Annotated in this window: 24 protein-coding genes and 1 pseudogene; 17 read left to right on the top strand and 8 right to left on the bottom strand. The window is 37.2% G+C overall.

The genetic code is table 11. The annotated features are described in order from the left end of the window. Positions 1–46: 46 nt before the first annotated feature. The gene (lacB, locus tag H8787_RS08175) at positions 47–565 is read right to left on the bottom strand and encodes a galactose-6-phosphate isomerase subunit LacB (RefSeq protein WP_006269641.1); all 519 of its coding nucleotides are present in this window, start codon (positions 563–565) and stop codon (positions 47–49) included. A 12-nt stretch (positions 566–577) separates the two neighbouring features. Next, complete coding sequence (lacA, locus tag H8787_RS08170; RefSeq protein WP_187327838.1) at positions 578–1,009, bottom strand: galactose-6-phosphate isomerase subunit LacA; 432 nt, start codon at positions 1,007–1,009, stop codon at positions 578–580. Between the two features lie 168 nt (positions 1,010–1,177). On the opposite strand from lacA, the gene H8787_RS08165 reads away from it, so the two are divergent. The 7 genes and pseudogenes from H8787_RS08165 to H8787_RS08135 all read left to right on the top strand — a co-directional run bounded on the left by H8787_RS08165 (position 1,178) and on the right by H8787_RS08135 (position 6,545). Continuing rightward, positions 1,178–1,657, top strand: coding sequence for a PTS sugar transporter subunit IIA (locus H8787_RS08165; RefSeq protein ID WP_187327837.1), 480 nt, complete (start codon positions 1,178–1,180; stop codon positions 1,655–1,657). Positions 1,658–1,689: 32 nt separating this feature from the next. After that, positions 1,690–1,995 carry a PTS sugar transporter subunit IIB gene (locus H8787_RS08160; protein ID WP_187327836.1) on the top strand — a complete coding sequence of 102 codons (306 nt, stop codon included), beginning with the start codon at positions 1,690–1,692 and terminating at the stop codon, positions 1,993–1,995. Positions 1,996–2,062: 67 nt separating this feature from the next. Next, entirely contained in the window at positions 2,063–3,538 is a 1,476-nt protein-coding gene (locus tag H8787_RS08155; RefSeq protein ID WP_187327835.1) for a PTS galactitol transporter subunit IIC, read from the top strand. A 68-nt stretch (positions 3,539–3,606) separates the two neighbouring features. Then, on the top strand, positions 3,607–4,539 hold the full coding sequence (locus tag H8787_RS08150) for a 1-phosphofructokinase family hexose kinase (protein ID WP_070669342.1): 933 nt from the start codon (positions 3,607–3,609) through the stop codon (positions 4,537–4,539). Between the two features lie 125 nt (positions 4,540–4,664). Continuing rightward, a pseudogene (locus tag H8787_RS08145) lies at positions 4,665–5,125 on the top strand (family 1 glycosylhydrolase); the annotation flags it as partial. A gap of 180 nt (positions 5,126–5,305) precedes the next feature. Beyond that, positions 5,306–5,839 carry an isoprenylcysteine carboxyl methyltransferase family protein gene (locus H8787_RS08140; RefSeq protein ID WP_037598530.1) on the top strand — a complete coding sequence of 178 codons (534 nt, stop codon included), beginning with the start codon at positions 5,306–5,308 and terminating at the stop codon, positions 5,837–5,839. A 112-nt stretch (positions 5,840–5,951) separates the two neighbouring features. After that, the gene (locus H8787_RS08135) at positions 5,952–6,545 is read left to right on the top strand and encodes a hypothetical protein (RefSeq protein ID WP_262350626.1); all 594 of its coding nucleotides are present in this window, start codon (positions 5,952–5,954) and stop codon (positions 6,543–6,545) included. Between the two features lie 34 nt (positions 6,546–6,579). On the opposite strand, the gene H8787_RS08130 is transcribed toward H8787_RS08135, so the two are convergent. The 3 genes from H8787_RS08130 to H8787_RS08120 all read right to left on the bottom strand — a co-directional run bounded on the left by H8787_RS08130 (position 6,580) and on the right by H8787_RS08120 (position 10,024). Further along, positions 6,580–6,837: a GIY-YIG nuclease family protein gene (locus H8787_RS08130; RefSeq protein WP_003068423.1), complete on the bottom strand. Its 258-nt coding sequence runs from the start codon at positions 6,835–6,837 to the stop codon at positions 6,580–6,582. Then, a complete protein-coding gene (locus H8787_RS08125; protein WP_003068425.1) occupies positions 6,827–7,573 on the bottom strand; it encodes a tRNA1(Val) (adenine(37)-N6)-methyltransferase in 747 nt (248 codons plus the stop codon). The genes H8787_RS08130 and H8787_RS08125 overlap by 11 nt, the downstream gene beginning before the upstream one ends. Before the next feature lie 96 nt (positions 7,574–7,669). After that, positions 7,670–10,024 carry a cation-translocating P-type ATPase gene (locus H8787_RS08120; protein WP_187327833.1) on the bottom strand — a complete coding sequence of 785 codons (2,355 nt, stop codon included), beginning with the start codon at positions 10,022–10,024 and terminating at the stop codon, positions 7,670–7,672. Positions 10,025–10,143: 119 nt separating this feature from the next. Between H8787_RS08120 and H8787_RS08115 the strand changes: the two genes are divergently transcribed. From H8787_RS08115 to H8787_RS08090, 7 genes are all read left to right on the top strand, one after another. After that, positions 10,144–10,896, top strand: coding sequence for a lysophospholipid acyltransferase family protein (locus tag H8787_RS08115; RefSeq protein ID WP_187327832.1), 753 nt, complete (start codon positions 10,144–10,146; stop codon positions 10,894–10,896). A gap of 118 nt (positions 10,897–11,014) precedes the next feature. Beyond that, positions 11,015–11,656, top strand: coding sequence for a DJ-1/PfpI family protein (locus H8787_RS08110; protein ID WP_049493380.1), 642 nt, complete (start codon positions 11,015–11,017; stop codon positions 11,654–11,656). 200 nt (positions 11,657–11,856) lie between these two features. Next, on the top strand, positions 11,857–13,938 hold the full coding sequence (locus tag H8787_RS08105) for a C69 family dipeptidase (RefSeq protein ID WP_187327831.1): 2,082 nt from the start codon (positions 11,857–11,859) through the stop codon (positions 13,936–13,938). Positions 13,939–14,128: 190 nt separating this feature from the next. Beyond that, positions 14,129–14,356 (top strand): helix-turn-helix transcriptional regulator, encoded by a 228-nt coding sequence (locus H8787_RS08100; protein ID WP_187327830.1) that lies wholly within the window; start codon positions 14,129–14,131, stop codon positions 14,354–14,356. Continuing rightward, a complete protein-coding gene (locus H8787_RS10165; RefSeq protein WP_262350624.1) occupies positions 14,334–14,762 on the top strand; it encodes a hypothetical protein in 429 nt (142 codons plus the stop codon). Before H8787_RS08100 ends, H8787_RS10165 begins: the two co-directional genes overlap by 23 nt. A 69-nt stretch (positions 14,763–14,831) precedes the next feature. Continuing rightward, entirely contained in the window at positions 14,832–15,017 is a 186-nt protein-coding gene (locus tag H8787_RS10160; RefSeq protein WP_127502338.1) for a DUF3169 family protein, read from the top strand. Positions 15,018–15,097: 80 nt separating this feature from the next. Then, complete coding sequence (locus H8787_RS08090; RefSeq protein WP_048800875.1) at positions 15,098–15,799, top strand: CPBP family intramembrane glutamic endopeptidase; 702 nt, start codon at positions 15,098–15,100, stop codon at positions 15,797–15,799. A 123-nt stretch (positions 15,800–15,922) separates the two neighbouring features. Here H8787_RS08090 and nrdF read toward each other — a convergent pair whose 3' ends face one another. The 3 genes from nrdF to nrdH form a co-directional block, all read right to left on the bottom strand. Beyond that, entirely contained in the window at positions 15,923–16,882 is a 960-nt protein-coding gene (gene nrdF, locus H8787_RS08085) for a class 1b ribonucleoside-diphosphate reductase subunit beta (RefSeq protein ID WP_006269622.1), read from the bottom strand. 407 nt (positions 16,883–17,289) lie between these two features. Continuing rightward, positions 17,290–19,449, bottom strand: coding sequence for a class 1b ribonucleoside-diphosphate reductase subunit alpha (gene nrdE / locus H8787_RS08080; RefSeq protein WP_049493371.1), 2,160 nt, complete (start codon positions 19,447–19,449; stop codon positions 17,290–17,292). 95 nt (positions 19,450–19,544) lie between these two features. After that, complete coding sequence (nrdH, locus tag H8787_RS08075) at positions 19,545–19,763, bottom strand: glutaredoxin-like protein NrdH (protein ID WP_006269677.1); 219 nt, start codon at positions 19,761–19,763, stop codon at positions 19,545–19,547. A gap of 392 nt (positions 19,764–20,155) precedes the next feature. On the opposite strand from nrdH, the gene H8787_RS08070 reads away from it, so the two are divergent. The 3 genes from H8787_RS08070 (at position 20,156) to uvrC (ending at position 24,312) form a co-directional block, all read left to right on the top strand. Further along, positions 20,156–20,419: a phosphocarrier protein HPr gene (locus H8787_RS08070; protein WP_003023815.1), complete on the top strand. Its 264-nt coding sequence runs from the start codon at positions 20,156–20,158 to the stop codon at positions 20,417–20,419. Position 20,420: 1 nt separating this feature from the next. After that, the gene (gene ptsP, locus H8787_RS08065) at positions 20,421–22,154 is read left to right on the top strand and encodes a phosphoenolpyruvate--protein phosphotransferase (protein WP_003068445.1); all 1,734 of its coding nucleotides are present in this window, start codon (positions 20,421–20,423) and stop codon (positions 22,152–22,154) included. 379 nt (positions 22,155–22,533) lie between these two features. Then, positions 22,534–24,312 (top strand): excinuclease ABC subunit UvrC, encoded by a 1,779-nt coding sequence (gene uvrC, locus H8787_RS08060; RefSeq protein WP_187327829.1) that lies wholly within the window; start codon positions 22,534–22,536, stop codon positions 24,310–24,312. Positions 24,313–24,403 lie beyond the last annotated feature (91 nt).

Genomic DNA, 24,403 nt, shown 5'->3' with positions numbered 1-24,403 from the left:
ATGGAGCTAGTACCATATATCTAAGCTTGTTTTTATATGTTTTTTATCAATCATGGTATTCGCCGCGATCCCATTTGGCATTTTCTTCGTCAAAGATATGATTATTTTTTGCAATTTCAGGGTTTACTTCAATGACCTTGTCAATTTTTTCAATTAATTTTTGATTAGTTTTTGTTGGTTCGTATTTGGTTTCTAGAAAGACATCAACAATGTTGTTAATGAGATTTTGTCCCAGAATGCGTCCGCCGAAAGCAATGATATTGGCATTAAGCTCTTTTTTGGCATATCGTGCTGTTAAGACATCTCCAACGAGGGCAACACGTGTACCAGGAACTTTGTCGGCAGAAGCAGAAATTCCGACACCGGTTCCACAAAGAGCAATTCCAAGATCGGCATTTCCAGAAACGACATTTTCTGCGATTAGGCGACCAAAGATGGGATAATGAGTACGGTGAAAGTCATAGGTACCGACATCAATGACTTCATGTCCAAGCTCTTTTAGGTGTTCAGAGATTTTCATTTTTGTATCTGTGACAATGTGATCACAACCAAGTGCAATTTTCATAGCATTTCCCTCCTAGCACAATTTATTTAACATATCAATCCGTACTTGGTGACGACCCGCATCATAATCTGCAGTTAAATACGCATCCACGCAGGCATTGGCTAATTCTTCACCAAGAATTGCAGATCCGAGAGTGATGATACGAGTAGAATTGTGACGAATTGTCATCATGGCCGAATGTTCATCTGAAACAGCAGCACAGATAATACCTCTATGCTTATTTGCGACCATGTAAGAGCCGACAGCAAAACGGTCAAACAAAATACCACGAGTAGTATCATCTTTTCGTAATTCTTCTACAAGGGCAACTGTTGAATCTATAAAATCAACAGCCCTTTCTTGCTCATTAAGGTCTTTTATCTCATAACCGAGCTGAATCAAATGAGTTTTCACTTTATTTTTTAACTCAAAACCATCAAGGTCTGTCCCTAGTATAACTTTCATGTTTATACCTCCTTTTTTATTTTACAACAATATTATAACGCCCGAAACAAACAATGTCAAATATAAAACAACAAAATAAAACACAATAAACTATTAACAACGCTTTCAAATAATTATATAATGATTTTGTAAACAAAATAGAACAAACAAACAGAAGGAGAAGATAAGATGGGACTTAATCATTTTTTTGATAAAGATTTAGTCTTTTGTCTGCAAGCTGACAATAAAGAGCATCTTTTTAGCCAAGTTGCGGATCTTCTTGAAAAAAGGAAGATTGTGACCTTTTCTTATAAAAAGGCTTTGATTGAGCGAGAAAAGTCATTTCCGACAGGACTTGACATGGAATTTTTGGGAAAAGGTTTACCTAATGTAGCTATTCCACATACGGATATAGCACACAATTTGGCAGAAAAAGTAGTAGTGGTACGGTTAGAACAATCAGTCATCTTTCATAATATGATTGCTCCTACAAAAGAAGTGGAGGTTTCGCTCTTATTCTTTATTATCAATAATTCTAATGCGAGCCAGACCAATATTTTAGCGCAGCTAATGGATTTCTTTACAGCAGATGGAAAATTGTATGCGCTATTACAATTAAACAATTCTGAAAAAATATTTCATTATTTATCAGAAACAATCAAGGATTAAACTATTAAAAATAAAAAACGGAGGATTTTAAAATGATTAAAATTTTAGCAGCCTGTGGAGCGGGGGTAAATTCTAGCCATCAAATCAAGAGTGCTCTTGAAGAAGAACTTTCTAATCGTGGTTATGATGTCCAATGTGATGCTGTCATGGTCAAAGATGTCAATGAAGACTTGATAAAAGGTTATGATATTTTCACGCCGATAGCAGCGACAAATTTAGGCTTTGAACCAGGAATTCCTGTTATTGAAGCAGGGCCTATCTTGTTTCGGATTCCAGCTATGAGCGCGCCTGTCTATGACAATATTGAGGCAACTATCAAAGAGCATGGTTTGCACTAAATTCTTTAATAGAGCTTAATAAAATAAAAAATACAATTCAATAAAATATGATCGGGAGGATTTATTTATGAATGTCATTATTGACTTAGCTAATAAATTTTTTAAACCCATACTAGATATGGGTGCACCAATTATTATGCTGATTGTTTTGACTGCTTTGGCTTTGCTTTTTGGAGTAAAATTTTCAAAAGCACTTGAAGGCGGTATTAAATTGGCTATTGCTCTTACTGGTATTGGAGCCATCATCGGAATGTTGAACGGTGCTTTCTCTGCTTCATTGACAAAATTTGTTGAAAATACAGGGATTAAATTGAACATTACAGATGTTGGATGGGCGCCTTTGGCAACGATTACTTGGGGTTCGGCTTGGACACTTTATTTCTTGCTCATCATGCTCATTGTAAATGTAGTTATGTTAGTTACCAAGAAAACAAATACTCTAGATGTTGATATTTTTGACATTTGGCATTTGTCAATTACTGGTCTGTTGATTAAATGGTATGCTGATAATAACGGTGTGAGTCAGGGTGTTTCTCTCTTTGTTGCCACCTCAGCGGTTGTGCTAGTCGGAGTGATGAAAATCATCAATTCAGACTTGATGAAACCAACTTTTGACGACTTGCTCAATGCACCAAGTTCTTCGCCGATGACTTCAACTCACATGAATTATATGATGAATCCAGTTATTATGGTGTTGGATAAAATTTTTGATAAATTTTTTCCATGGCTTGATAAATATGACTTTGACGCTGCAAAGCTCAATAAGAAAATCGGTTTCTGGGGTTCTAAATTTTTCATCGGTTTTATTCTCGGTATTGTTATTGGAGTGATGGGAACACCGCATCCAGTTGCAGGTGTAGAAGAAGCTAAATCATGGGAATTGGTTATCAAAAGTTGGTTATCGCTTGGTTTGACTGCTGGTGTCTGCTTGGAATTGTTCTCATTGATTGGTTCTTGGTTTATCGCAGCCGTAGAACCACTGTCGCAAGGTATTACAAATGTTGCAACGAAACGTTTGCAGGGTCGTAAATTCAACATTGGTCTTGACTGGCCATTTATCGCTGGTCGCGCTGAAATTTGGGCATGTGCTAATGTACTGGCTCCAATCATGCTCGTTGAAGCTATTCTTTTATCAAAAGTTGGAAATGGAATTTTACCGTTGGCAGGAATTATCGCTATGGGAGTCACGCCAGCCCTTCTGGTTGTCACACGCGGTAAATTGATTCGGATGATTGTTTTTGGAACCTTACTGCTTCCATTGTTCCTTCTTTCAGGAACCCTTATTGCACCATTTGTTACTGATTTAGCGAAAGGTGTAGATGCGTTCCCTAAAGGTGTAGCAAGCACACAATTAATTACTCACTCTACTCTTGAAGGACCGATTGAAAAACTATTCGGCTGGACAATTGGAAATGCGACAACAGGTGATGTTAAAGCGATTGTTGGAGTGCTTCTTTTCTTAGCATTCTATATCGGAATTTTTGCTTGGTATAGAAAGCAAATGATTAAGCGAAATGAAGAATACGCTGCAAATGCAAAATAAAATAACAATAAGCTAGGCTATTCCTTTTGAAATAGTCTGGCTTTTACGTGAAAAAGAAAGGAAAAAAGATGCTTCATTTGGTTTGTCCCAATCCAGCTTTGGATCGGACTGTTTTACTTAGCCATTTTAAAGAAAATGTGGTCAATCGACCAATTCAAGTGCACGAAAATGCTGGCGGAAAAAGTTTTAATGTTGCTTATGTTTTGAATTGCGAGAAAGGCGAAGAGCAAGTGAATTTTTGTATTCACACAATGCTAGGCGGCAAAATGGGGGAATATCTTCAGCAACTAAATAAAGAAAATCAAATTCCATTAGTTGTGACAGAAGTTGATAAGAATACACGTACGTGCACGATTATGGTTGATACAGAATCAGGAAAAAACTACCTTGTGTACGAAGCAGGATTTGAGCTGAGTGAGGAATTGTTAGAACATTTTACGACAAGGCTTCTAAGCCACGTTCAATCTGGTGATAGTGTTGTTTTTTCTGGTTCTTTGATGAAAGGGATGCCGGATGATTATATCGCGCAAATTGGTCGTCTTTTGCCAGAAGATGTGAATTTAGTAGTAGATACTAGTGGTGCAGCTTTGGAAGCAGCTCTTCCAGCTAAGCCTAAAGTTGTAAAAATTAACGATGAAGAATTAGCAGAATTAACAGGGCGATCAGTTGAATCGGCAGAAGAAGCAGTGAATCTTCTCAAAGAATACGCTGAAATTCCATATTTCATTGTAACAATGGGAGAAAAGGGAGTTGTTGCGCGTTTGCAAGATGATATTTTTCAGCTCACTTTTCCAAAAATTCAAGTTAAAAATCCAATTGCTTCAGGTGATTTCTTCTTAGGTAGTCTCTGTTATTCATTAGAAAATAAAGGATTAGTTGATAGAGAAGCCGTTATTCGTGCCTGTGCTTATGCGACAGCTAACTGTTTGCAATGGACTCCCAAAGTAGAGCTAGAAGATGTGAAAAGGATTATTCAGGAAATGAAACTAACAAGTTTGTAAATTTTTAGGGAACTATATAGCACTTTACCCTAATCACAATATATAGTATCTTAAAATAAGATTTTTGTAAATTTGACAACTATACTTTGTAGTTGTGTAAACAGGTATATAATCCCCTTAATTTAAATGGAGCAGAAGAAAAAGGAATGTCTATTTATGCATTAAAAGGTATTTGCGAGTATAAATTTGATGTGGATATTCCAAGAATAGATTGGGATTGGCTAATTTACCCTAAAGGTCTTTATGATATGATTATGCGTATTGTTAAAGATTATCCAATTATAAGAAAATTTACATCACAGAAAATGGTTTAGGCTATAAAGATGAGTTTGTAGATAATATGGTTTATGATGATGCTCGGATTGACTATGTTAAGAAACATTTGGAAGTTTTAGCTGATGCTATTGCGGACGGCGTCAATGTAAAAGGCTACTTCTTATGGTCGCTGATGGATGTATTTTCTCGGTCTAACGGTTATGAAAAACGCTACGATCTTTTCTATGTTGACTTTGAAACTCAAGAGCGTTATCCTAAAAAGAGTGCTTGCTGGTGCAAAAAAATAGTGCAAAGACGAGAAATTCGTTAACTAAGTTGTTTTTATATTGAGTGACAGTTCAATAGAGCTGTCACTTTTCTATTGTCCTGCTTTGAAAGTATGATTTATGTAAAGATTTTCTAAAATCTGTATGATATTTTTTAAAAGTATTGACTCATAGAATCTTCTCTTTATATAATGAGGTTAATTTTGTTTTTATAAGGAGGTCGTATGACTTTATCAGGACTCATTGTTTTAGCTGTATTTGTATTTCGATTGGTATTTTTGAAAATATCTATTAAAAATGAGAAAGCGATACTAGCAAATGGCGGTCAAGAATTTGGGGTACAAAATACCAAGTACATCACTATTCTTCATATTTTATTTTATCTTTCTTGCTTTGTTGAAGCCACAATACGTCAGGTTCGTTTTGATGCGCTCAGTAGCGTGGGGCTAGGACTATTAGTATTTTCCATGTTCATGCTTTATGTTGTGACACAGCTCTTAGGTGACATTTGGACTGTAAAATTGATGCTGGTTAAGAATCATAAATTTGTTGATCATTGGCTTTTCCGCTATGTCAAACATCCAAATTATTTCTTGAATATCATTCCAGAGTTGATTGGTTTAGCACTGCTTTGCCATGCGCTTCTTTCATTTTGTGTCTTGTTTCCTTTTTATGCTTTTGTTTTATATAATCGTATCAAGGAAGAAGAGAAACTTCTTCAAGAAGTCATTATTCCAAATGGGATTGCACAGAAGTGAGCTTTTTCAAATATGGAATGAAAGAGTTCAAAGTTAAACATTATTATCATTTTGTATAATTTTTTAAAAGCAAAGTAAGAAATTGAGCTTTACATTGACAAAAGAGACAGAGGTGACATTGGGAGTGACTGTGAAAGCAAATAAAGGTTCTTGGGGGACGATTGACGATTTGTTTTTAATCAAAGAAGATGTGGATAAAACAGATTTGGCAACAGCAATTTCTGCTGCAAAAGAAAAATTGACAAAAGGTACACATTATACAAAAGATTCGCTTGCTAAATTGAAAGTTCAAGTAGAAGAGGTGCAGGCTGTTTTACAAAAAAATGATACAACACAAGCAGAAGTTAATGCAGAAAGCGAAGCTTTACAGACTGCCATTCAAGCACTTGTACCACTAGAAAACCAGTCTTCTTCTACTGTTCAGCATGAAGATGGTAAAAAAATAAAGGAAAATTCTGATAACAAAGAACAAAAAGGAGAAAACTCTCATGCTGGATTGACAGATTCTGATTTGTCTAATAAAAACGAAGAGACCTCTCAAATAACTAAAACCAAAGAAACTTTGCCTACTACAAGCGACGAAAAATTAGCTAAATCCAATGAACTATTACCAAGTACCGTTACTAGCATGTCATATCTAGCTGGTATTGGCGTTGTTTTTCTAAGTGTATTTGTTGCTGTTCTCTCTAAGCAAAGTATTAAGTAAATCATTGCAAAAAAGTAGAAAGCAATAAAACTTTCTACTTTTTCTTATCTGCAATATATTCTAATTTTTGTTGTCGTGTTTTTCTTTTAAAGAGGGCTTCAGCTGACATGGCAGAAGGTTTATCAGGAAATTCTTCTTGGTACAAAAGCGTAACGGGTAATCGTGCACGTGTGTATTTGGCACCCTTTCCAGCATTGTGTATATGAAGTCGTTTTTTGATATCGGTCGTGTAACCTGTGTAGAGAGAACCGTCAGCACATTCAAGGACATACATAAAGGCTTTATTTTCCATAATAAATTTCGTGAATTTCTGGAGTATAACTGCCATCTTGATTGTGAATGAAAAGTGGTGGCAGGATTTTTAGTCCGTCGCGAGAGCCGTCTTTGATAGCTTCAATGAGAAGCATATTGGCTTTTCGATTTGCCTTTGGGTAGACAAACTGAATGCGTTTCGGAGCTAAATTGTGAGCTGTCATGGTCTCAATAATATCAAGGAAGCGTTCAGGACGATGGACCATTGTTAAACGTCCGTTTGATTTTAAAACCCGTTGAGAAATTTGACAGATTTCTTCCAAATTTGTCGCAATTTCATGACGTGCAAGCAAATAATGTCGGCTTGCATTGAGATTAGAATGTTCATCTACTTTAAAATAAGGCGGATTGCAGAGGATCATGTCTACTTTGCTACCACTGATATATCTGGTGAGATATTTCAAATCATCTTGAATGACCTGCATTTGGCTGGTTAGATTATTTAGCTCAATAGAGCGCTGGGCCATATCTGCGAGACGTTCTTGAATCTCAACAGCAATGATTTGAGCTTTCGTGCGCGTGCTTGCAAAAAGTCCAACAGCACCATTTCCGGCACAGAGGTCCACGATAAGACCACGCTTAGGTAAGTTTGGAAAGCGGGAGAGGAGCACGCTATCTACTGAATAGCTAAAGACCTCTCGATTTTGGATAATTTTGACGTCAGTAGAAAAGAGCTGATTGATTCGCTCACCGTCTTTTAAAAGAATTTCTGCCATATACCCTTATTATATCATGATGTAGAGGAAAAGAAGCAATAAAAATAAGCAGTAAGACAAAAATGTACGGTTTTTCTTACTGCTATAGGTTAAATTTTACAAATTCTGTTCCCGTTCATTCTGTCTGTGTGTCACAACAATAAAAGTAATTGTAAAGAGGAGCATCAGAATGAAATAGATTGGCAAACTGTTGCTGGTTAAGGTAGTGATTTCAATGTACTTTTGCAGGATAATGGCTGTTCCGAAGAAGCCAATGAGCGACCAGAGGATAAGTAGAATCCGCCAGAGATTGAGCGGAAGGCAGGCTCGGACAACAGATAGAAATCCGATAGAGCCTAATAAATAATAAAGCAAGGTTGAGATTTCTAGTTGTGACCAACTATGCAATCCACCGAAAATGCTGACAAATAAAACACTAAAGACGATCATTAGTCCGCTAGGTAGCGCCTTGAAAATTGCTTTTTTAAGGAAATCTTGTTCAACAGGTTTGATATTCCGCTCAAAGGTGAGGACAAAGGGCGGCAAACCTTCAACAAATTGGTCGATCAAGGTGATTTGAATGGGGATAAATGGAAAGACTAAGAGCCATTCTGATCGACCCAGTAAGATACTGGAAATACAAATGATTGTCAAAATGAACGAATAAGTTGTTTTAATGAGGAAAATTGGTGCAATGCGGGCGATATTATTAACGACGCGGCGTCCTTCAAAGAGAATTTCAGGTACATCGTTAAAATCAGAATTAAGCAACACCAGATTGGCAACTTGTCGTGTTGCAGGATCCCCTTCAGCCATGGCAATGGAGCAGTCTGCTTCCCGTAAGGCTAGAATATCATTGACTCCGTCACCAGTCATTGCTGTGGTATGCCCTGCTTTTTTCAGGGTTTGAATGATAAGTTTCTTTTGATGAGGAGAAACGCGGCCAAAGATAGCTGTCTTTTCTGTCAACTCAATCAATTCTTGATCCGTTACTTTTGAACAGTCAACATAACTTTGGTAATTTGAAAAACCAGCTTTTGCAGCAATGTTTGATACAGTAATTGGATTGTCACCTGAGATGATTTTTAAGCCCACTTCTTGTGAGCGTAAGTATTCCAAAGTATCAGCTGCTCCGTCACGAATCGGATCTGTGATTTCTAAAATGGCAATGGGTTGAATGCTACTTGGTAAGTGAATGTGTTTATGGTCAATGCGTTCAGGACTAATAGCTAAAGCGAGCACACGCGAACCACGCTTTTGAGCTTCCTGTGCTAGCTCAATTTCTTCATGAAAGAGCATTTCAGGCGCACCGAGAAAGACAGTACCTAAGTCCGACATTTCCATAGCTCCCCATTTACGGTCACTCGAAAATGGAATCATATTACTTGTTTGATAGTCAGTCGGAGTAGTAAATTGCTTGCGAATGGCTTGGGCAGTTGGATTATTGTCATCGCTTGCAGTGATATAAGCACTAAGAATGTCAGAGATGGCTTGTTCTGAAAAATCTTCTGTGAGTGGGCTGAAGGTTTCAACGTGCATTTTCCCTTGTGTAATGGTACCTGTCTTATCAAGACAGAGCATATCAACACGGGCCAATGTTTCAACGGAGTACATTTCTTGTACGAGGACTTTTCGTAAGCCCAGCTTGATGACAGCTGTTAAAAGAGAAGTAATCGTTAAAAGAGCAATTCCTTTTGGTAGCATTCCCAGAAGAGCCGTTGAGGTATTGACAACTGAGTCTTTGACAGGTAAATGTTTTACAAAGAGAGCTTCTAGAAAGAGCGCAATTCCGAAAGGGATAATGATTTTTCCTGTAAAACCTGCAATCCTGTCCATGGATTTCATGATACGAGAATTGATTGGTTTGACAGTCTTAGCCTCTAGCATCAGTTTAGAAGCATAATTATCAGAGCCTACATGAGTGATTTTGGCAATAACACGCCCGCTGGCAAGAAAACTTCCTGAGAGCAATTGCTCCCCAATCTCCTTTTGAACAAGGTCACTTTCACCTGTCAACATGGCTTCGTTCACTTCTGCAAAACCGTCTAAAACAGTTGCGTCACTTGGAATCTGCTCCCCCGTAGCCAGTTGAATACAGTCATCCAAGACTAAGTCTTCTGGATTGATTTGACTAGATTTACCATCGCGAATGACCGTTATCTTTTCTTTGTTTAAAAGATTCAGTTTGTCGACCATGTGTTTAGCTCGCAATTCTGTCACGATACCAGAGAGGGCATTGAAGCAGATAACAGCAAAGAAAACCAAGTTGCTCCATGCTTGCACAGCAACAAGCGCCAGGGCAATTGCAAAATTTAGTGCATTAAATAGCGTAAAAACATTGCGCTTGATGATTTGCCAGGTGCTGGTACTCGTATTGGCTGTAAAATCATTGGTAAGTCCTTGAGCAATTTTTTCTTGGACTTGTTGGTGGGTTAATCCCGTAAATTCTTTCATGTTCATGAGGATAATCATACCATTTTTTTAGTAAAATTTCTAATAGAATCCATTCGGCTGCGACACTTTTATGACGAAAAAAGTTTGCGAGCAAGAATTGGATAAGGTATAATGGAAGAAATAAGAAGGGAGAGGTTATGTTCTACAGATATTTAAGAGGATTAGTGATGTTGATTTTATGGGCTATAAATGGTAATGCTCATTTACATCATCTGGAGAATATTCCTGACCAAGAGGAAAATTATATTTTGGTAGCACCGCACCGTACCTGGTGGGATCCTGTTTATATGGCTTTCGCTACAAGACCCAAGCAATTTATTTTTATGGCAAAAAAAGAATTATTCACGAATCGCGTTTTTGGTTGGTGGATTCGGATGTGTGGTGCTTTTCCGATTGACCGTGAAAATCCTGGAGCATCCGCTATCAAATACCCTGTAAAAATGCTGAAATCAAGCAACCGATCGTTGATTATGTTTCCAAGTGGCAGCCGTCATTCTAAGGATGTTAAAGGAGGAGTAGCTTTGATTGCCAAAATGGCAAAGGTACGGATTCTTCCGGCCGTTTATGTCGGACCGATGAGCCTGAAAGGTTTAGCAAAAGGTGAGCGTGTGGACATGGATTTTGGCCAGCCGATTGATATTTCAGACATCAAAAAGATGAATGATGAAGGCCTAGAAGAAGTCGCCCGTCGTATTCAGACAGAATTTGATCGTTTAGATGCAGAAGTAGCAGCTCTTGAAGTGAAAAAAAGTCCGAATATATTATTGCTGTTGCCACGTTTGATTGCCCTCTTACTATCCCTTGCTGTTGGCTTGTTGACATTTGTTTTTAGTTTTATCGCAAGCTTTGTTTGGGATCCTGAAAAGCATAGAAAATCAAATCTCTTATAAAGGATGATAACTATACGCCTATCTGGATAGCAGCAATCGTACAGAATGAAATGGAATTTGTATATCTGGCAAAGCAAGTGTAGCAAACATTTGATCTATGTTTCTAAAAGGAGCCTCTATGAAAATAGCAGTTTTACTGTATCCAGCATGCTCATTGCAGGAAATCACAACTTTGACATCCATTCTTTGTCTTTCTTTTGGGCAGTCTTTGGACTATCTTGCTTCAGAAAAGAAAATTTATACAAGTGAAGAAGGATTACAAGTTATTCCGGATTTTACTTTTAAAGAAGTTCAAGGTGTAGTGTATGATTGTATCATATTGCCAGGTACACAGGAGCCTTTTGTTAGTCTCTATGATTCTAGACTCATCTCTTTTTTGAAAAATGTAGATATCAAGCGAACAATAGTAGCTGCCATTTCTTCGTCACCTATGTTTTTGGGAAAAGCTGGTTTATTGAGAAATCGATATTATACAGGCGGTTTATATATGGAGTTGGTAGATTATTTTTCTTTTTTGGAAAAAGAAAATATGCTCCATCAGCCAGTTGTAAAAGACAAGAATGTTATCACAGCTATTGGATTTGCCTATACAACATTTTCTCAGACTGTTTTGGATACTTTGGGATTAGAATTACCGAGCGATTTCTTTTTGAGAAAAAATTTCTACAGCCCAGAGGAATTAACTTATCATTTAGAAGCAAGCGATTACCAAAAAATACTGCAAAAGATTTCACAATATGAACGATGTACCCAGGAATGATTTCCTGGTTTTTTATTGTAAATGTTAGGACAAAAAGAATAATCAATACATAAATTATACATGAAAGCGCTTGCTAAAATAGATTTAAAATAGTATACTAAATTTAAGGTATACGGTTTTAAAAAGGTGATAAGAGTGTGTATTGCTCTTATTTATAAAAAGTTGATGTATTCAACATGCAATGATAAAAGGAGAAATATATGAAAAAATTGATTTTTCGTTTAACAATTTTATTATCTGCTCTCATTCTCTTTCCTTTCCAAGCAGTTGAAGCTTGTACAGGTTTTATTGTTGGGAAGAACTTGACAGCAGATGGTTCGACTTTGTATGGTCGTACAGAGGATTTGGAGCCTCATCATAATAAAGTCTATAAAGTCCATCCAGCTAAGGACAATAAAGCAGGTGCAAAGCTGATTGATGAAGCCAATGGTTTTGAATGGCAGTTACCTGCTCGGAGTTATAAATACACTTCGGTTTCAGACGTCACGCCAAAAGAAGGTATTTTTGACGAAGTAGGCTTCAATGAACATGGAGTATCTATATCAGCCACTGTTTCTGCAAAAGCAAATAAAGCTATTCAAAAAGTTGATCCTTATGTTGAAAAAGGCTTAGCAGAGTCTATTATGACTACAGTCGTTTTACCACATGTAAAAACGGCTCGTGAAGGTGTGGAACTCATCGCGGAGATTGTCAAAAAGCAAGGTGCTGCTGAAGGCAATATCGTGACGATTGCGGATAAAACGGGTGTTTGGTACATGGAAATCCTCTCTGGCCACCAATATGTTGCCATTAAATATCCCGATGATAAATATAGTGTTTTCCCTAATACTTTCTTCTTAGGAAGTGTTGATTTTAATGACAAGGAAAATGTCATTGCTTCAGAAAATGTAGAAAAAGTAGCACGTGATGCTAATTCTTACAAGGAGATTGATGGTAAATTCCATATTTCCCAGTCTTATAATCCACCAATGTCAGAGGCAGATCGTTCGCGTGCTTGGGCAGGTATTAAGGCTTTGAATCCAGACGCACCAGTCAATTATGATGATAAATATTTTGATTTGTTGCAATCTAGCAATAAGAAAATCAGTGTTGCAGATGTGATGCGGATGCAGCGGAACCGTTTTGAAGGAACGCAATTCAAACCACTAGACCAAATGGAATTAGACGGTAAAGGCATTCCTCAACGTGGAAAAGTAGATCCAGTCTATAAATATCCGCTTGGCAACCCAAACGTAATGGAAGCACACATTTTCCAATTGAAAGATAATATCCCTGCTAGCATGGGTGGTGGTACGATGTGGCTTTCCGTTGGGAGTCCTCGTTTCGCTCCATATCTACCATATTATGGAAATATTACCAATACGTATTCAGCTTACCAAGTTGATACAACGAAGTACGACAAAAATTCGTGGTATTGGGTTGCATCTCACATTTACGATATGGCGGCCAAACACCAAAAATTATTTGGCAATAGTGTACAGGAAAAATGGAAAGCTTTAGAAGCACAATGGATTGAAGAACAAGCTAAGGCTGACGAACAATACGCAGCTGCAGGCGGAGCTTCGTCAGAAGAAGTGACTGCAGCTAGTATGGCACGTGCGGAAAAAGTCTTTAAAGAGATGAAAGCTCTAGAAGCTGAAATGGAAGAAAAGATCAAAAATGAGCAAACACCGCCAAGTTCTAGCACAGAACCATCTTCAAGTACAAGTGAGTCATCTTCAACTTCGTCTACATCTCAATCTTCGTCAAGTACAAACGAAACTTCTACATCTAGTTCATCAGATGTTGAAAAACCAAAACCAAACGATACTTCTGATACCTTAGTGGATACAGCTACAGGTGTTCGTTTGCAAAATGCAGATTTAGTAAAGGCTAATCTCAAATTAGCAGTTAAAAAGACAATTGAAGAAAATGCAGATAGCTATGATATTACTTTGACCAATCCAAAAGGTGAAGCAGTGTCACAAGTTAGCTCCACATTAGTGACAGTACCAGTGAAACAAGGTGCTACGGTGGAATCTGTTTATGCTATGAAAGATGGTAAACAAGCAGAAAAATTTGACTTTGTTCTCAATAAAGATAAAACGATTAGCTTTAAAACAACTCACTTCTCTACTTACAAAATAAATTATAAAGTTGTAAAAGAAGCGCCAAAGCAAAACAAACGTGGTTTTCTTCCATCAACTGGTGAAAAAGTGACTTTCCTTGGTTTAGTAGGAATCGTTATTTTAGGAATTGTGATCTTTATCTTCGCAAAACGTTCAAAAAAGAATAATGAATAGTTGAAGCAAGAAAGTCAATATCATCTTGAAGAATTCCTTCAAAGTTGGATACAAACTAACTTTGGGGGATTTTTATATGGATTGGATAGCTGTATACTATAAATTGAAAATGATAATATTTATTTTGATAATAATAATTGTCAAAATGACAAATATATGTTGTAATAAAATTGTGAAAGGAGAATATGGTATGAAGTTGAGAAATCGGCTCAAGGAACTTCGAGCAAGAGATAGGCTCAATCAAACAGAACTAGCCAGAAAAGCAGGAATTTCTCGACAAACCGTCAATTTAATCGAACGGGGAGAGTATGCTCCATCTGTTATTATTGCCTTAAAGATTGCTCATATTTTTGGAGAAAACGTAGAAAATGTAGTTTATCTAGAGGAGAATAGTAATGAAAAAATGGATGAAAATTAGCGGTTTGATGATAGTCAGTGTTTTGCTGGGAATTTTTGTAGCCAATAGCTGGCTCGAAACTTTCCATTTTCCAACTTTTTTAAATAGTACACTTTTAGGATGGATTATTCGTTTGCTCAATCTGATTTTATTCTGCACGATGATTTATTTACTATCTTCTAGTCGGAAAATTCAGAAACAATCGGAATCAAGAAAAGAAAATGAGTTAATTGAGCAGCTTTACCAGAAGATGTTTAAAAATCTGGAATACGGCACCATTTCCCTAGATGTGATGACAATTTTGGTAATTTTTGATATACTAACTTCACTTAGTTTAGCTATCACTAAAAATAGTTTTTCACTTAGAATCAGTTTGTTTTCTTATTTAACCTTGTCTTTCGTCATATATAGGCAATATTGCCTTTAAAAAACAATTGAGCAGGTTAGGCATTTTAAACTACCAACGTTTGCATTTCCTGAAGACATTTCAATATTTATGAAAACTTATGATGAAGCAGAACGAGAAGCGTATTATAAGCAGAACTTTAAAATCCTTTTTCAGTTAAATCAGTTTATTTTGCCAGTACTTTACGTTTTCGTCTTTGTCATCTCGCTTAGCTTACGTGAGATTCAATATCTTCCCATTGCAATTGTAGTATTTATCCACTATACGTCAATGTGATGAACTTTTCTATGGTGAAAAATAATTTTAAATAAGCCGTAAACACTGTAAAATAACTAGTGAGAAAGGGAGAATCTTTAATGAAAAAAATAGCCCATATAGGACTTGGAATTTTAAAATTATTGGGATTAATTGTTTTAGTTATGGTCATCAATGGCATTCCTATGTTATTCTTAGCAAAAGGACAAAATCTACCAATATATACAGAAATTTTACTGGTTTTAGCCTACCTTGTGCTCGTGTTTTTTGCTATCCGCACTTTATGGAGAAGATACCAAACACATATCTCAAAAGACGTCAAAGTTCTGTCGTTTTCTTGGGGAGATTTTGGAAAAGCCTTGTTATTCTTTTTAGTGGCGAGAGTGGTAGCAGTAGTTGGAACTTATCTAAATATTCTGTTAACAGGGCAAAGTACAACCAGCAACGATAACGCTTTACAAAATCTAGGAAAAATTATGTCAGTTGATCACATCTTTTTTGCTCTGTTATATGTGATGACGGTTGCAGTGATAGCTCCGATAATTGAAGAACTGGTGTTTCGCGGTTTTGCGACGATCTTTTTCTTTGAAAAAGATCAAAAAATAGTGGCAGCGCTCATAACATCTATCATTTTTGCACTTCCTCATATTTCAAAATGGACAGAATTTCCATTATATTTTGTAATGGGATTAGTGCTTTATGCCGCATTTGCACGTCGGGGAAATCTGAAAGATTCAATCGCTGTACATATCTTAAACAATACACCAGCAGCTATAATCATGCTGATTGCGATGTTTCAATAGTGATCTAAAAATAGTGCAATCATTACAATAAAAACACGAATGGAATTTTGGTTCCAGCTATTTGCTGGTGTTACCTCATTCGTGTTTTTATGTTATCAAATGTTATTTTAATGAGCAGGTGTTTTATAATCCATAATTGTAATCGTCATCTTGCATGGCTTCAACTTCACCAAGAAGATAACCATTTCCAACTTGAGAAAAGAAATCGTGGTTAGAAGTTCCAGTTGATATACCATTCATGATAATCGGATTGACATCGTCAGCTGTGTCAGGGAAAAGTGGATCTTGTCCGAGATTCATGAGCGCCTTATTAGCATTGTAGCGCAAGAACGTCATAACTTCATCTGTCCATCCTATGGCGTCATAGAGTGTTTTTGTATAGAGTTCTTCATTTTCGTAGAGGGTGTATAGCAGGTCGTACATCCATTCTCGGAATGTTTCTTGTTCTTCTTCTGACAATTCGTTGAAACCAAGTTGAAACTTGTAGCCGATATAAGTACCGTGAACGGATTCGTCACGGATAATCAATTTGATGATTTCAGCGACATTGGCTAATTTGTTATTCCCAAGATAGTAAAGAGGTGTGAAAAAACCAGAGTAGAAAAGAAAGGTTTCAAGGAAAGTTGAAGCGACTTTTTTTTGGAGTGCATTTCCATTGAGGTAAATCTCATTGATGATCTCAGCTTTCTTTTGTAAATAAGGATTGGTATTGGTCCATTCAAAGATTTCGTCAATTTCTGATTTTGTGTTAAGAGTCGAAAAAATAGATGAATAGGACTTAGCATGAACAGACTCCATGAATTGGATATTGTTTAGCACAGCTTCTTCATGAGGCGTGCGAATATCTCCTCGAATAGCTTCCACACCAGATTGAGATTGCATGGTATCAAGAAGTGTCAGCCCGCCAAAGACTTTACCAACAAGGTCTTTTTCTTTAGCTGATAATTTTCTCCAATCATCTAAATCGTTGGAAAGAGGGATTCGTGTGTCGAGCCAGAATTGCTCGGTTAGTTTTTCCCAAGTAGATTTGTCAATGACATCTTCGATGGCATTCCAGTTAATGGCTTTGTAGTAGGTTTTCAAGTAGATTAATCCTCCAATTTTTTATAGGTATCATATACTTTATCAACAGATGATATTCCGATGAATGTAAGCGTTAGCATAAGTATTTGACTGGTTAAAGGCAGTTTGGAATTGAATTCTGTCATCTTTATTAAGAAATGGACTGCAGTAAGTAGTTGCCAATATGATATAGGTAAAATCTTGATAAAAATGTTCTTAGTCTTAATCGATACAATTTTCAAAATTATATATAAAAATTAGTAAGAAAGTTGTAAAAGTAATGAAATTTATTTCTGTGCTTTTAGGGTTAAGATAGCTGACAATATTTATAAAAATAAGAAAACAAATATCTATAATTAAACTATCAATTAAAAAATAAAAGAGATATTTGCAAAAATTGATGGATTTTTGTTTCGTATTTTTCATGTTTAAATCACACAACTTTCACACTGATTGGCTCCGACTTCACCGCCGTCATCTGTAAAGGTGCGGACATAATAGATAGATTTGATCCCCTTGTTAAAGGCATAGTTGCGCAGAATAGAAAGGTCGCGGGTGGTTTGTTTACTTTCGTTTTTCCATTCATAGAGACCTTGCGGAATATCACTGCGTAGAAAGAGAGTCAGAGAAAGCCCTTGATCCACGTGCTCAGTAGCTGCAGCGTAGACATCAATGACCTTACGCATATCCATGTCATAGGCGCTAGTGTAGTAAGGAATAGTTTCAGTTGACAGACCTGCTGCTGGATAGTAAATTTTTCCGATTTTCTTTTCTTGGCGTTCTTCAATGCGTTGGGTAATCGGGTGAATCGAAGCAGATACATCATTGATATAGCTGATAGATCCGTTTGGCGCAACAGCCAAGCGATTTTGATGATAAAGACCGTCTGTCATGACTTTCTCACGCAGCTCAGTCCAATCTTTGGCAGACGGAATAAAGATATTTTGAAAGAGTTTTTTCACTCGATCAGATTTCGGTACAAATTCGCCAGTCACATATTTGTCAAAGTATGAACCGCTTGCGTAGTCAGACTTTTCAAAGTTATGGAAGGTCATACCACGCTCACGGGCAATATTATTGGATTCAACAAGGGTCCAATAATTCATGAGCATAAAGTAAATACTAGTAAACTCAACAGATTCAGCTGAGCCATATTCTATCAATTGCTGAGCTAGGTAACTGTGCAAGCCCATGGCGCCTAGCCCAAAAGTATGAGCTAAGCTGTTGCCATGATCAATGGTTGGAACAGCTTTGATGTGGGAACTATCTGTAACGAAAGTCAGAGCACGAGTCATGGTTCGGATAGACTTGCCAAAGTCTGGTGAAGTCATCATATTAACCACATTGGTAGAACCGAGATTGCAAGAAACATCTGTTCCCAGTTTGATAAATTCTTGCGCATCATTCAACAATGAAGGTTCTTGTACTTGTAAGATTTCAGAGCAGAGGTTGCTCATGATAATCTTACCATTCACTGGATTTGCACGATTAGCGGTGTCAATATTGACGACGTAAGGATAGCCAGATTCCTGCTGCAACTTGGAAATCTCGGTTTCTAAATCACGAGCTTTAATCTTTGTTTTGTTAATCTTAGGATTGGCAACCAATTCGTCATATTTTTCGGTAATATCAATATAGGCGAACGGAACGCCATATTCACGTTCGATAGAATACGGACTGAAAAGGTACATTTCTTCATTCTTGCGAGCCAATTCGTAAAATTTATCTGGAATGACAACACCTAAAGAAAGAGTTTTCACTCGCACTTTTTCATCGGCATTCTCTTTCTTGGTTGAAAGAAAAGAGATAATATCCGGATGGAAGACATTGAGATAAACTACTCCAGCCCCTTGACGCTGACCTAGTTGATTAGAGTATGAGAAACTGTCTTCAAAAAGTTTCATGACTGGCACCACTCCAGATGCGGCCTCTTCATAGCCCTTGATAGGAGCACCAGCTTCACGCAAATTACTGAGGGAAATTCCAACACCGCCGCCAATCCGAGATAGCTGCAGAGCTGAATTGATCGAGCGACCGATAGAGTTCATATCATCCGTTACTTGAATGAGGAAACAGGAGACTAGTTCTCCGCGACGAGATCGGCCGGCATTAAGGAAACTTGGAGTAGCAGGTTGATAACGCTGATGAATGATTTCATTAGCAATATCTTTGGCAATTGCTTCATCACCGTTGGCAAAATAGAGCGCATTAAAAAGAACACGCTCTTCCATACTTTCGAGGTAATACTCGCCGTCATTTGTTTTGAGAGCATATTGATTATAGAATTTATAAGCTGCCATGAAAGACTTGAAATGGAAATCTTGCTCACGAATAAAAGCAGCCAGTTCTTCGATGTATTCAGGTTTATAAAGTTGGATAAATTCTTTTTCTAAATAGTTTTCTTGAATTAAAAAGTGAATTTTTTCAGTAATAGATGAGAATTGCTTGGTATTTGGTTCCACATTTTCTTTAAAAAATGCCTCCAAAGCTTCCTTATCTTTGTGAAGCATAATTTGTCCGTTGATTGGACGGTTGATTTCGTTATTCAGACGGAAATACGTCACGTCTTCGAGTTGTTTAAGTCCCATATTGTTCCTTTTTCTAAATAATTGAATTGTTTTACAAAAGAAAGAGCTTCTATGGTTTATAGAAGCGGCTGGATAGCTCTATGATTACAACAATTTTATGATAATTTTTTTAATTTACCTGGTTGAAAACCGGAAAATGCTTCTGTTGGAGTTTGGACAATCGGTGCAGCATTGAAACCTAAGCTTTTTACATGATCGATGTATTCAGGCTGTTCGTCCAAGTTGATTTCACGATATTCGACATGATTCGTATCTAAGAAGCGTTTTGTCATTTTGCATTGCACGCAATTATTTTTTGAGTAAATAGTTACCATAATGAACTCCTAATTTCTTTAAATTCAGTATGGATTTAGTATATCCAAAACGAGAAATTTTGTCAACTATTATATTCTAAATGTTGTGCTTATTTTTGTTTTTTGAATTCAATGATACTAGATATAGTATTTTAAAAAATGAAAAATCAAAGGAAAATCACATATTTTGTTTTGTTAAATCAAATTTTTCCCAGCGGATAATGGATTGAAAATGTATTTGTAGATTGGATAATGAAAATATCGTTTTAATAAAATTTCAGTAATTCTCATAAAAAAGGCTTGCTGAATACACATAAAATTCTTGAAAAAATTTTACAAAGATGTTATAATCTAGAATTGTAAGGGTTATCACTTATGACCCCAAAAAGATTACATTAAAGGAGAGTCCAATTATGGCTTCTAAAGATTTCCACATTGTGGCAGAAACAGGTATTCATGCACGTCCAGCAACTTTGTTGGTTCAAACTGCTAGCAAATTTGCTTCAGATATCACTCTTGAATATAAAGGTAAATCAGTAAACCTTAAATCAATCATGGGTGTTATGAGCCTTGGTGTTGGTCAAGGTGCAGATGTAACAATTACAGCTGAAGGTGCAGACGCAGATGATGCAATTGTAGCAATCGCAGAAACAATGACAAAAGAAGGATTGGCATAAAATGACAGAAATGCTTAAAGGAATCGCAGCATCTGATGGTGTTGCTGTTGCTAAGGCATATCTACTTGTTCAACCGGATTTATCATTCGAGACTGCTTCAGTCGAAGATACAAATGCAGAAGAGGCTCGTTTGGATGCAGCTCTTGAAGCTTCACAAAACGAGCTTTCTGTTATCCGTGAAAAAGCAGTAGAAACCCTTGGTGAAGAAGCAGCGCAAGTATTTGATGCTCATTTAATGGTACTCTCTGACCCAGAAATGATTGGTCAGATTAAGGAAACAATCCGTGCAAAGAAAGTTAATGCAGAATCAGGCTTAAAAGAAGTCACGGATATGTTTATCACGCTTTTTGAGAATATGGAAGATAATCCATATATGCAAGAACGTGCAGCTGATATTCGTGACGTTACAAAACGTGTGCTTGCACATTTGCTTGGAGTTCGCCTACCAAATCCTGCTATGATCAATGAAGAAGTAGTAGTGATTGCACATGATTTAACACCTTCTGATACAGCTCAGTTAGATAAGAATTTTGTTAAAGCTTTTGTCACAAACATCGGTGGACGTACAAGTCATTCTGCTATTATGGCTCGTACTCTTGAAATTGCTGCAGTTCTTGGAACGAATAACATTACCGAATTAGTGAAAGACGGTGATGTGATTGCTGCAAATGGTATCACTGGGGAAGTGATTATCAATCCAACCGAAGAACAAATTGCAGATTTTAAAGCAGCTGGTGAAGCTTATGCCAAACAAAAGGCTGAATGGGATTTACTGAAAGATGCTGAAACAGTAACAGCTGACGGAAAACATTTTGAACTGGCTGCAAACATCGGTACACCAAAAGATGTTGAAGGTGTCAACGCTAATGGCGCTGAAGCTGTCGGACTTTACCGTACTGAATTCCTTTACATGGATTCCCAAGATTTCCCAACAGAAGATGAGCAATATGAAGCTTACAAAGCTGTTTTGGAAGGCATGAATGGTAAGCCAGTTGTTGTCCGTACAATGGATATTGGCGGGGACAAAGAGCTTCCTTACTTTGATCTTCCAAAAGAAATGAATCCATTCCTTGGATTCCGTGCGCTTCGTATTTCAATTTCGGAAACAGGAAATGCAATGTTCCGCACACAATTACGTGCACTTTTGCGTGCATCTGTTCATGGGCAATTGCGCATCATGTTCCCAATGGTTGCTTTGTTGACTGAATTCCGTGCCGCAAAAGGTATTTTGGAAGAAGAAAAAGCTAAATTGCTTGCGGAAGGTGTTGCAGTTGCGGACAATATTCAAGTTGGTATTATGATTGAAATTCCAGCAGCAGCTATGTTGGCTGATCAATTTGCAAAAGAAGTTGACTTCTTCTCAATTGGTACTAATGACTTGATTCAATACACAATGGCTGCAGATCGTATGAATGAACAAGTTTCTTACCTTTATCAACCATACAACCCATCTATCTTACGTTTAGTGGATCGAGTGGTCAAAGCAGCTCATGCTGAAGGCAAGTGGGCTGGTATGTGTGGTGAAATGGCGGGTGATCAAACTGCTGTTCCACTTCTAGTTGGTATTGGTCTGGATGAGTTTTCAATGAGTGCCACATCTGTTCTTCGTACACGTAGTTTGATGAAAAAATTGGATACGAAGAAGATGCAAGAACTGGCTCAACGTGCCCTTACAGAATGTGCAACGATGGAAGAAGTTCTTGAACTTGAAAAAGAATATCTTGATTTTGAATAATATCACAACAGAAACTATTGTCAACGAGGACAATTGTAGTGTTGATGATGGAAAGGCAGGGATAGTAGCATCCCTGCCTTTCTTTGTGATAGCAAAAAATTTTGATACAATAGCCAATTATTAAAAAGTAGTAGGAAAAATTGCGGAGCAAGTCAACCTTTTGTTCGTTTTGTAAATCTGGAGAAATACTCAATGAAAACAGATTTATTCTATCTACAACCTAAAGTATACTTCTAATAACCTATTTAAACCTTGTGATAGTGAAGCTATGGGCTTAAAATTTTTAATATTTATTTGCTTGCCCTTTTCTATAGTAATCATTTAGGCTGTCGATGTTCCTTTTTACTTCCTTTTAGCTAATTTTGCTATAATGATAATTATGAACAACTTAATTAAATCAAAATTAGAGTTATTGCCGACTAGCCCAGGCTGTTATATCCACAAGGATAAAAATGGTACGATCATCTATGTAGGAAAAGCTAAGAATCTGCGCAATCGGGTGCGCTCGTATTTTCGCGGAAGTCATGATACTAAAACGGAAGCGTTAGTGTCTGAGGTTGAGGATTTTGAGTTTATTGTCACTGAGTCTAATATTGAAGCTTTGTTGCTTGAAATCAATCTGATCAAGGAAAATCAGCCCAAATATAACATCATGCTTAAGGACGATAAGTCCTACCCTTTTATCAAAATCACCAATGAGATATATCCGCGACTTATTATTACACGTCAGGTTAAGAAAGATGGTGGTTTATATTTTGGTCCATATCCTGATGTAGGTGCTGCAAATGAAATTAAGCGCCTGCTGGATCGCATTTTTCCTTTCCGCAAGTGTACCAATCCACCTGAGAAAGTTTGCTTCTACTATCATATCGGACAGTGTCGAGCTCATACTATCTGCCATAATGATCCACATTTCTTTCAAGAGATGGCTCAAGAAGTAGCAGATTTCCTCAAAGGTCATGATAATAAGATTATTGATGAATTGAAAGGAAAAATGACTAGTGCTGCTGAAAAGATGGAATTTGAAAAAGCAGCTGAATACCGAGATTTGCTTCAAAGTATTGCGACACTTCGCACCAAGCAACGAGTGATGGCAAGGGATTTACAAAATCGGGATGTCTTTGGCTATTATGTGGACAAAGGATGGATGTGTGTGCAGGTTTTCTTTGTCCGTCAAGGAAAACTCATTGAGCGAGATGTAAATATGTTTCCTTATTACAATGACCCTGACGAGGATTTTCTTACTTATATTGGACAATTTTATCAGAATAAATCTCATCTGGTGCCCAATGAAATTTTGATTCCGTCTGATATTGATGAGGAATCAGTACGGGCTGTGGTGGATACAAAAATTCTTAAGCCTCAACGAGGAGAAAAGAAACAGCTGGTCAATCTGGCAATTAAGAATGCTCAAGTTAGTTTACAGCAGAAGTTTGACTTATTAGAGAAATCTGTTGAAAAAACGCAAGGAGCAATTGAAAATCTAGGTCGGCTCCTCAATATTCCCACTCCAGTTCGGATTGAGTCGTTTGATAATTCCAATATTATGGGAACAAGTCCTGTTTCAGCTATGGTGGTTTTTATTAATGGCAAACCCAGCAAAAAAGATTATCGCAAGTATAAGATTAAGACAGTTATCGGTCCGGATGACTATGCCAGTATGCAGGAAGTCATCAAGCGTCGCTACAGCCGAGTTATGCGAGATGGTTTAATACCGCCTGATCTGATTGTCATTGATGGTGGTCAGGGCCAAGTCAACGTTGCTAAAGACGTCATTCAACATCAATTAGGTTTAGATATTCCTATCGCTGGTTTGCAAAAGAACGACAAGCATCAGACTCATGAATTACTTTTTGGTGATCCATTGGAAGTGGTCGAATTATCTCGCAATTCACAGGAATTTTTCCTTTTGCAGCGCATCCAAGATGAAGTCCACCGCTTTGCCATTACCTTCCATCGCCAGCTCCGGTCTAAGAATTCCTTCTCATCACAACTAGATGGCATTGAAGGACTGGGGCCCAAACGCAAGCAAAATCTGATGCGACATTTTAAATCTTTGGCCAATATCAAGAAAGCTAGTGTTGAGGAAATTGTCGAAGTAGGCGTACCGCGAAAAGTTGCAGAGGCCGTGCAGACCAAGCTTCACCTAGAAGTCTAGATACAGGAAAAATTGTTGATGAAAGAAGTGGTAAAGTCTAACAGTAGAGCTAGGATAGTAAGAATAAAAAATACTCCTTAACTAATCTTAT

It is taken from the genome of Streptococcus sp. NSJ-72 (assembly GCF_014334035.1).
Taxonomy (GTDB): domain Bacteria; phylum Bacillota; class Bacilli; order Lactobacillales; family Streptococcaceae; genus Streptococcus; species Streptococcus constellatus.
The sequence above is the reverse complement of the archived record's forward strand: the minus strand, read 5'-3'. Positions and strand labels throughout refer to the sequence as shown.

Coding starts and splice junctions, on each gene's coding strand:
- nrdE (WP_049493371.1), bottom strand. CDS start 19,449: ATGGGACTTAAACAACTCGAAGACGTGACGTATTTCCGTCTGAATAAC.
- H8787_RS10160 (WP_127502338.1), top strand. CDS start 14,832: ATGAAAACTTATGATGAAGCAGAACGAGAAGCGTATTATAAGCAGAAC.
- nrdH (WP_006269677.1), bottom strand. CDS start 19,763: ATGGTAACTATTTACTCAAAAAATAATTGCGTGCAATGCAAAATGACA.
- lacB (WP_006269641.1), bottom strand. CDS start 565: ATGAAAATTGCACTTGGTTGTGATCACATTGTCACAGATACAAAAATG.
- H8787_RS08130 (WP_003068423.1), bottom strand. CDS start 6,837: ATGGAAAATAAAGCCTTTATGTATGTCCTTGAATGTGCTGACGGTTCT.
- uvrC (WP_187327829.1), top strand. CDS start 22,534: ATGAACAACTTAATTAAATCAAAATTAGAGTTATTGCCGACTAGCCCA.
- H8787_RS08090 (WP_048800875.1), top strand. CDS start 15,098: ATGAAAAAAATAGCCCATATAGGACTTGGAATTTTAAAATTATTGGGA.
- H8787_RS08110 (WP_049493380.1), top strand. CDS start 11,015: ATGAAAATAGCAGTTTTACTGTATCCAGCATGCTCATTGCAGGAAATC.
- H8787_RS08155 (WP_187327835.1), top strand. CDS start 2,063: ATGAATGTCATTATTGACTTAGCTAATAAATTTTTTAAACCCATACTA.
- H8787_RS08100 (WP_187327830.1), top strand. CDS start 14,129: ATGAAGTTGAGAAATCGGCTCAAGGAACTTCGAGCAAGAGATAGGCTC.
- H8787_RS08165 (WP_187327837.1), top strand. CDS start 1,178: ATGGGACTTAATCATTTTTTTGATAAAGATTTAGTCTTTTGTCTGCAA.
- H8787_RS08140 (WP_037598530.1), top strand. CDS start 5,306: ATGACTTTATCAGGACTCATTGTTTTAGCTGTATTTGTATTTCGATTG.
- H8787_RS08120 (WP_187327833.1), bottom strand. CDS start 10,024: ATGATTATCCTCATGAACATGAAAGAATTTACGGGATTAACCCACCAA.
- H8787_RS08115 (WP_187327832.1), top strand. CDS start 10,144: ATGTTCTACAGATATTTAAGAGGATTAGTGATGTTGATTTTATGGGCT.
- H8787_RS10165 (WP_262350624.1), top strand. CDS start 14,334: ATGAAAAAATGGATGAAAATTAGCGGTTTGATGATAGTCAGTGTTTTG.
- lacA (WP_187327838.1), bottom strand. CDS start 1,009: ATGAAAGTTATACTAGGGACAGACCTTGATGGTTTTGAGTTAAAAAAT.
- H8787_RS08160 (WP_187327836.1), top strand. CDS start 1,690: ATGATTAAAATTTTAGCAGCCTGTGGAGCGGGGGTAAATTCTAGCCAT.
- H8787_RS08150 (WP_070669342.1), top strand. CDS start 3,607: ATGCTTCATTTGGTTTGTCCCAATCCAGCTTTGGATCGGACTGTTTTA.
- H8787_RS08105 (WP_187327831.1), top strand. CDS start 11,857: ATGAAAAAATTGATTTTTCGTTTAACAATTTTATTATCTGCTCTCATT.
- ptsP (WP_003068445.1), top strand. CDS start 20,421: ATGACAGAAATGCTTAAAGGAATCGCAGCATCTGATGGTGTTGCTGTT.
- H8787_RS08070 (WP_003023815.1), top strand. CDS start 20,156: ATGGCTTCTAAAGATTTCCACATTGTGGCAGAAACAGGTATTCATGCA.
- H8787_RS08125 (WP_003068425.1), bottom strand. CDS start 7,573: ATGGCAGAAATTCTTTTAAAAGACGGTGAGCGAATCAATCAGCTCTTT.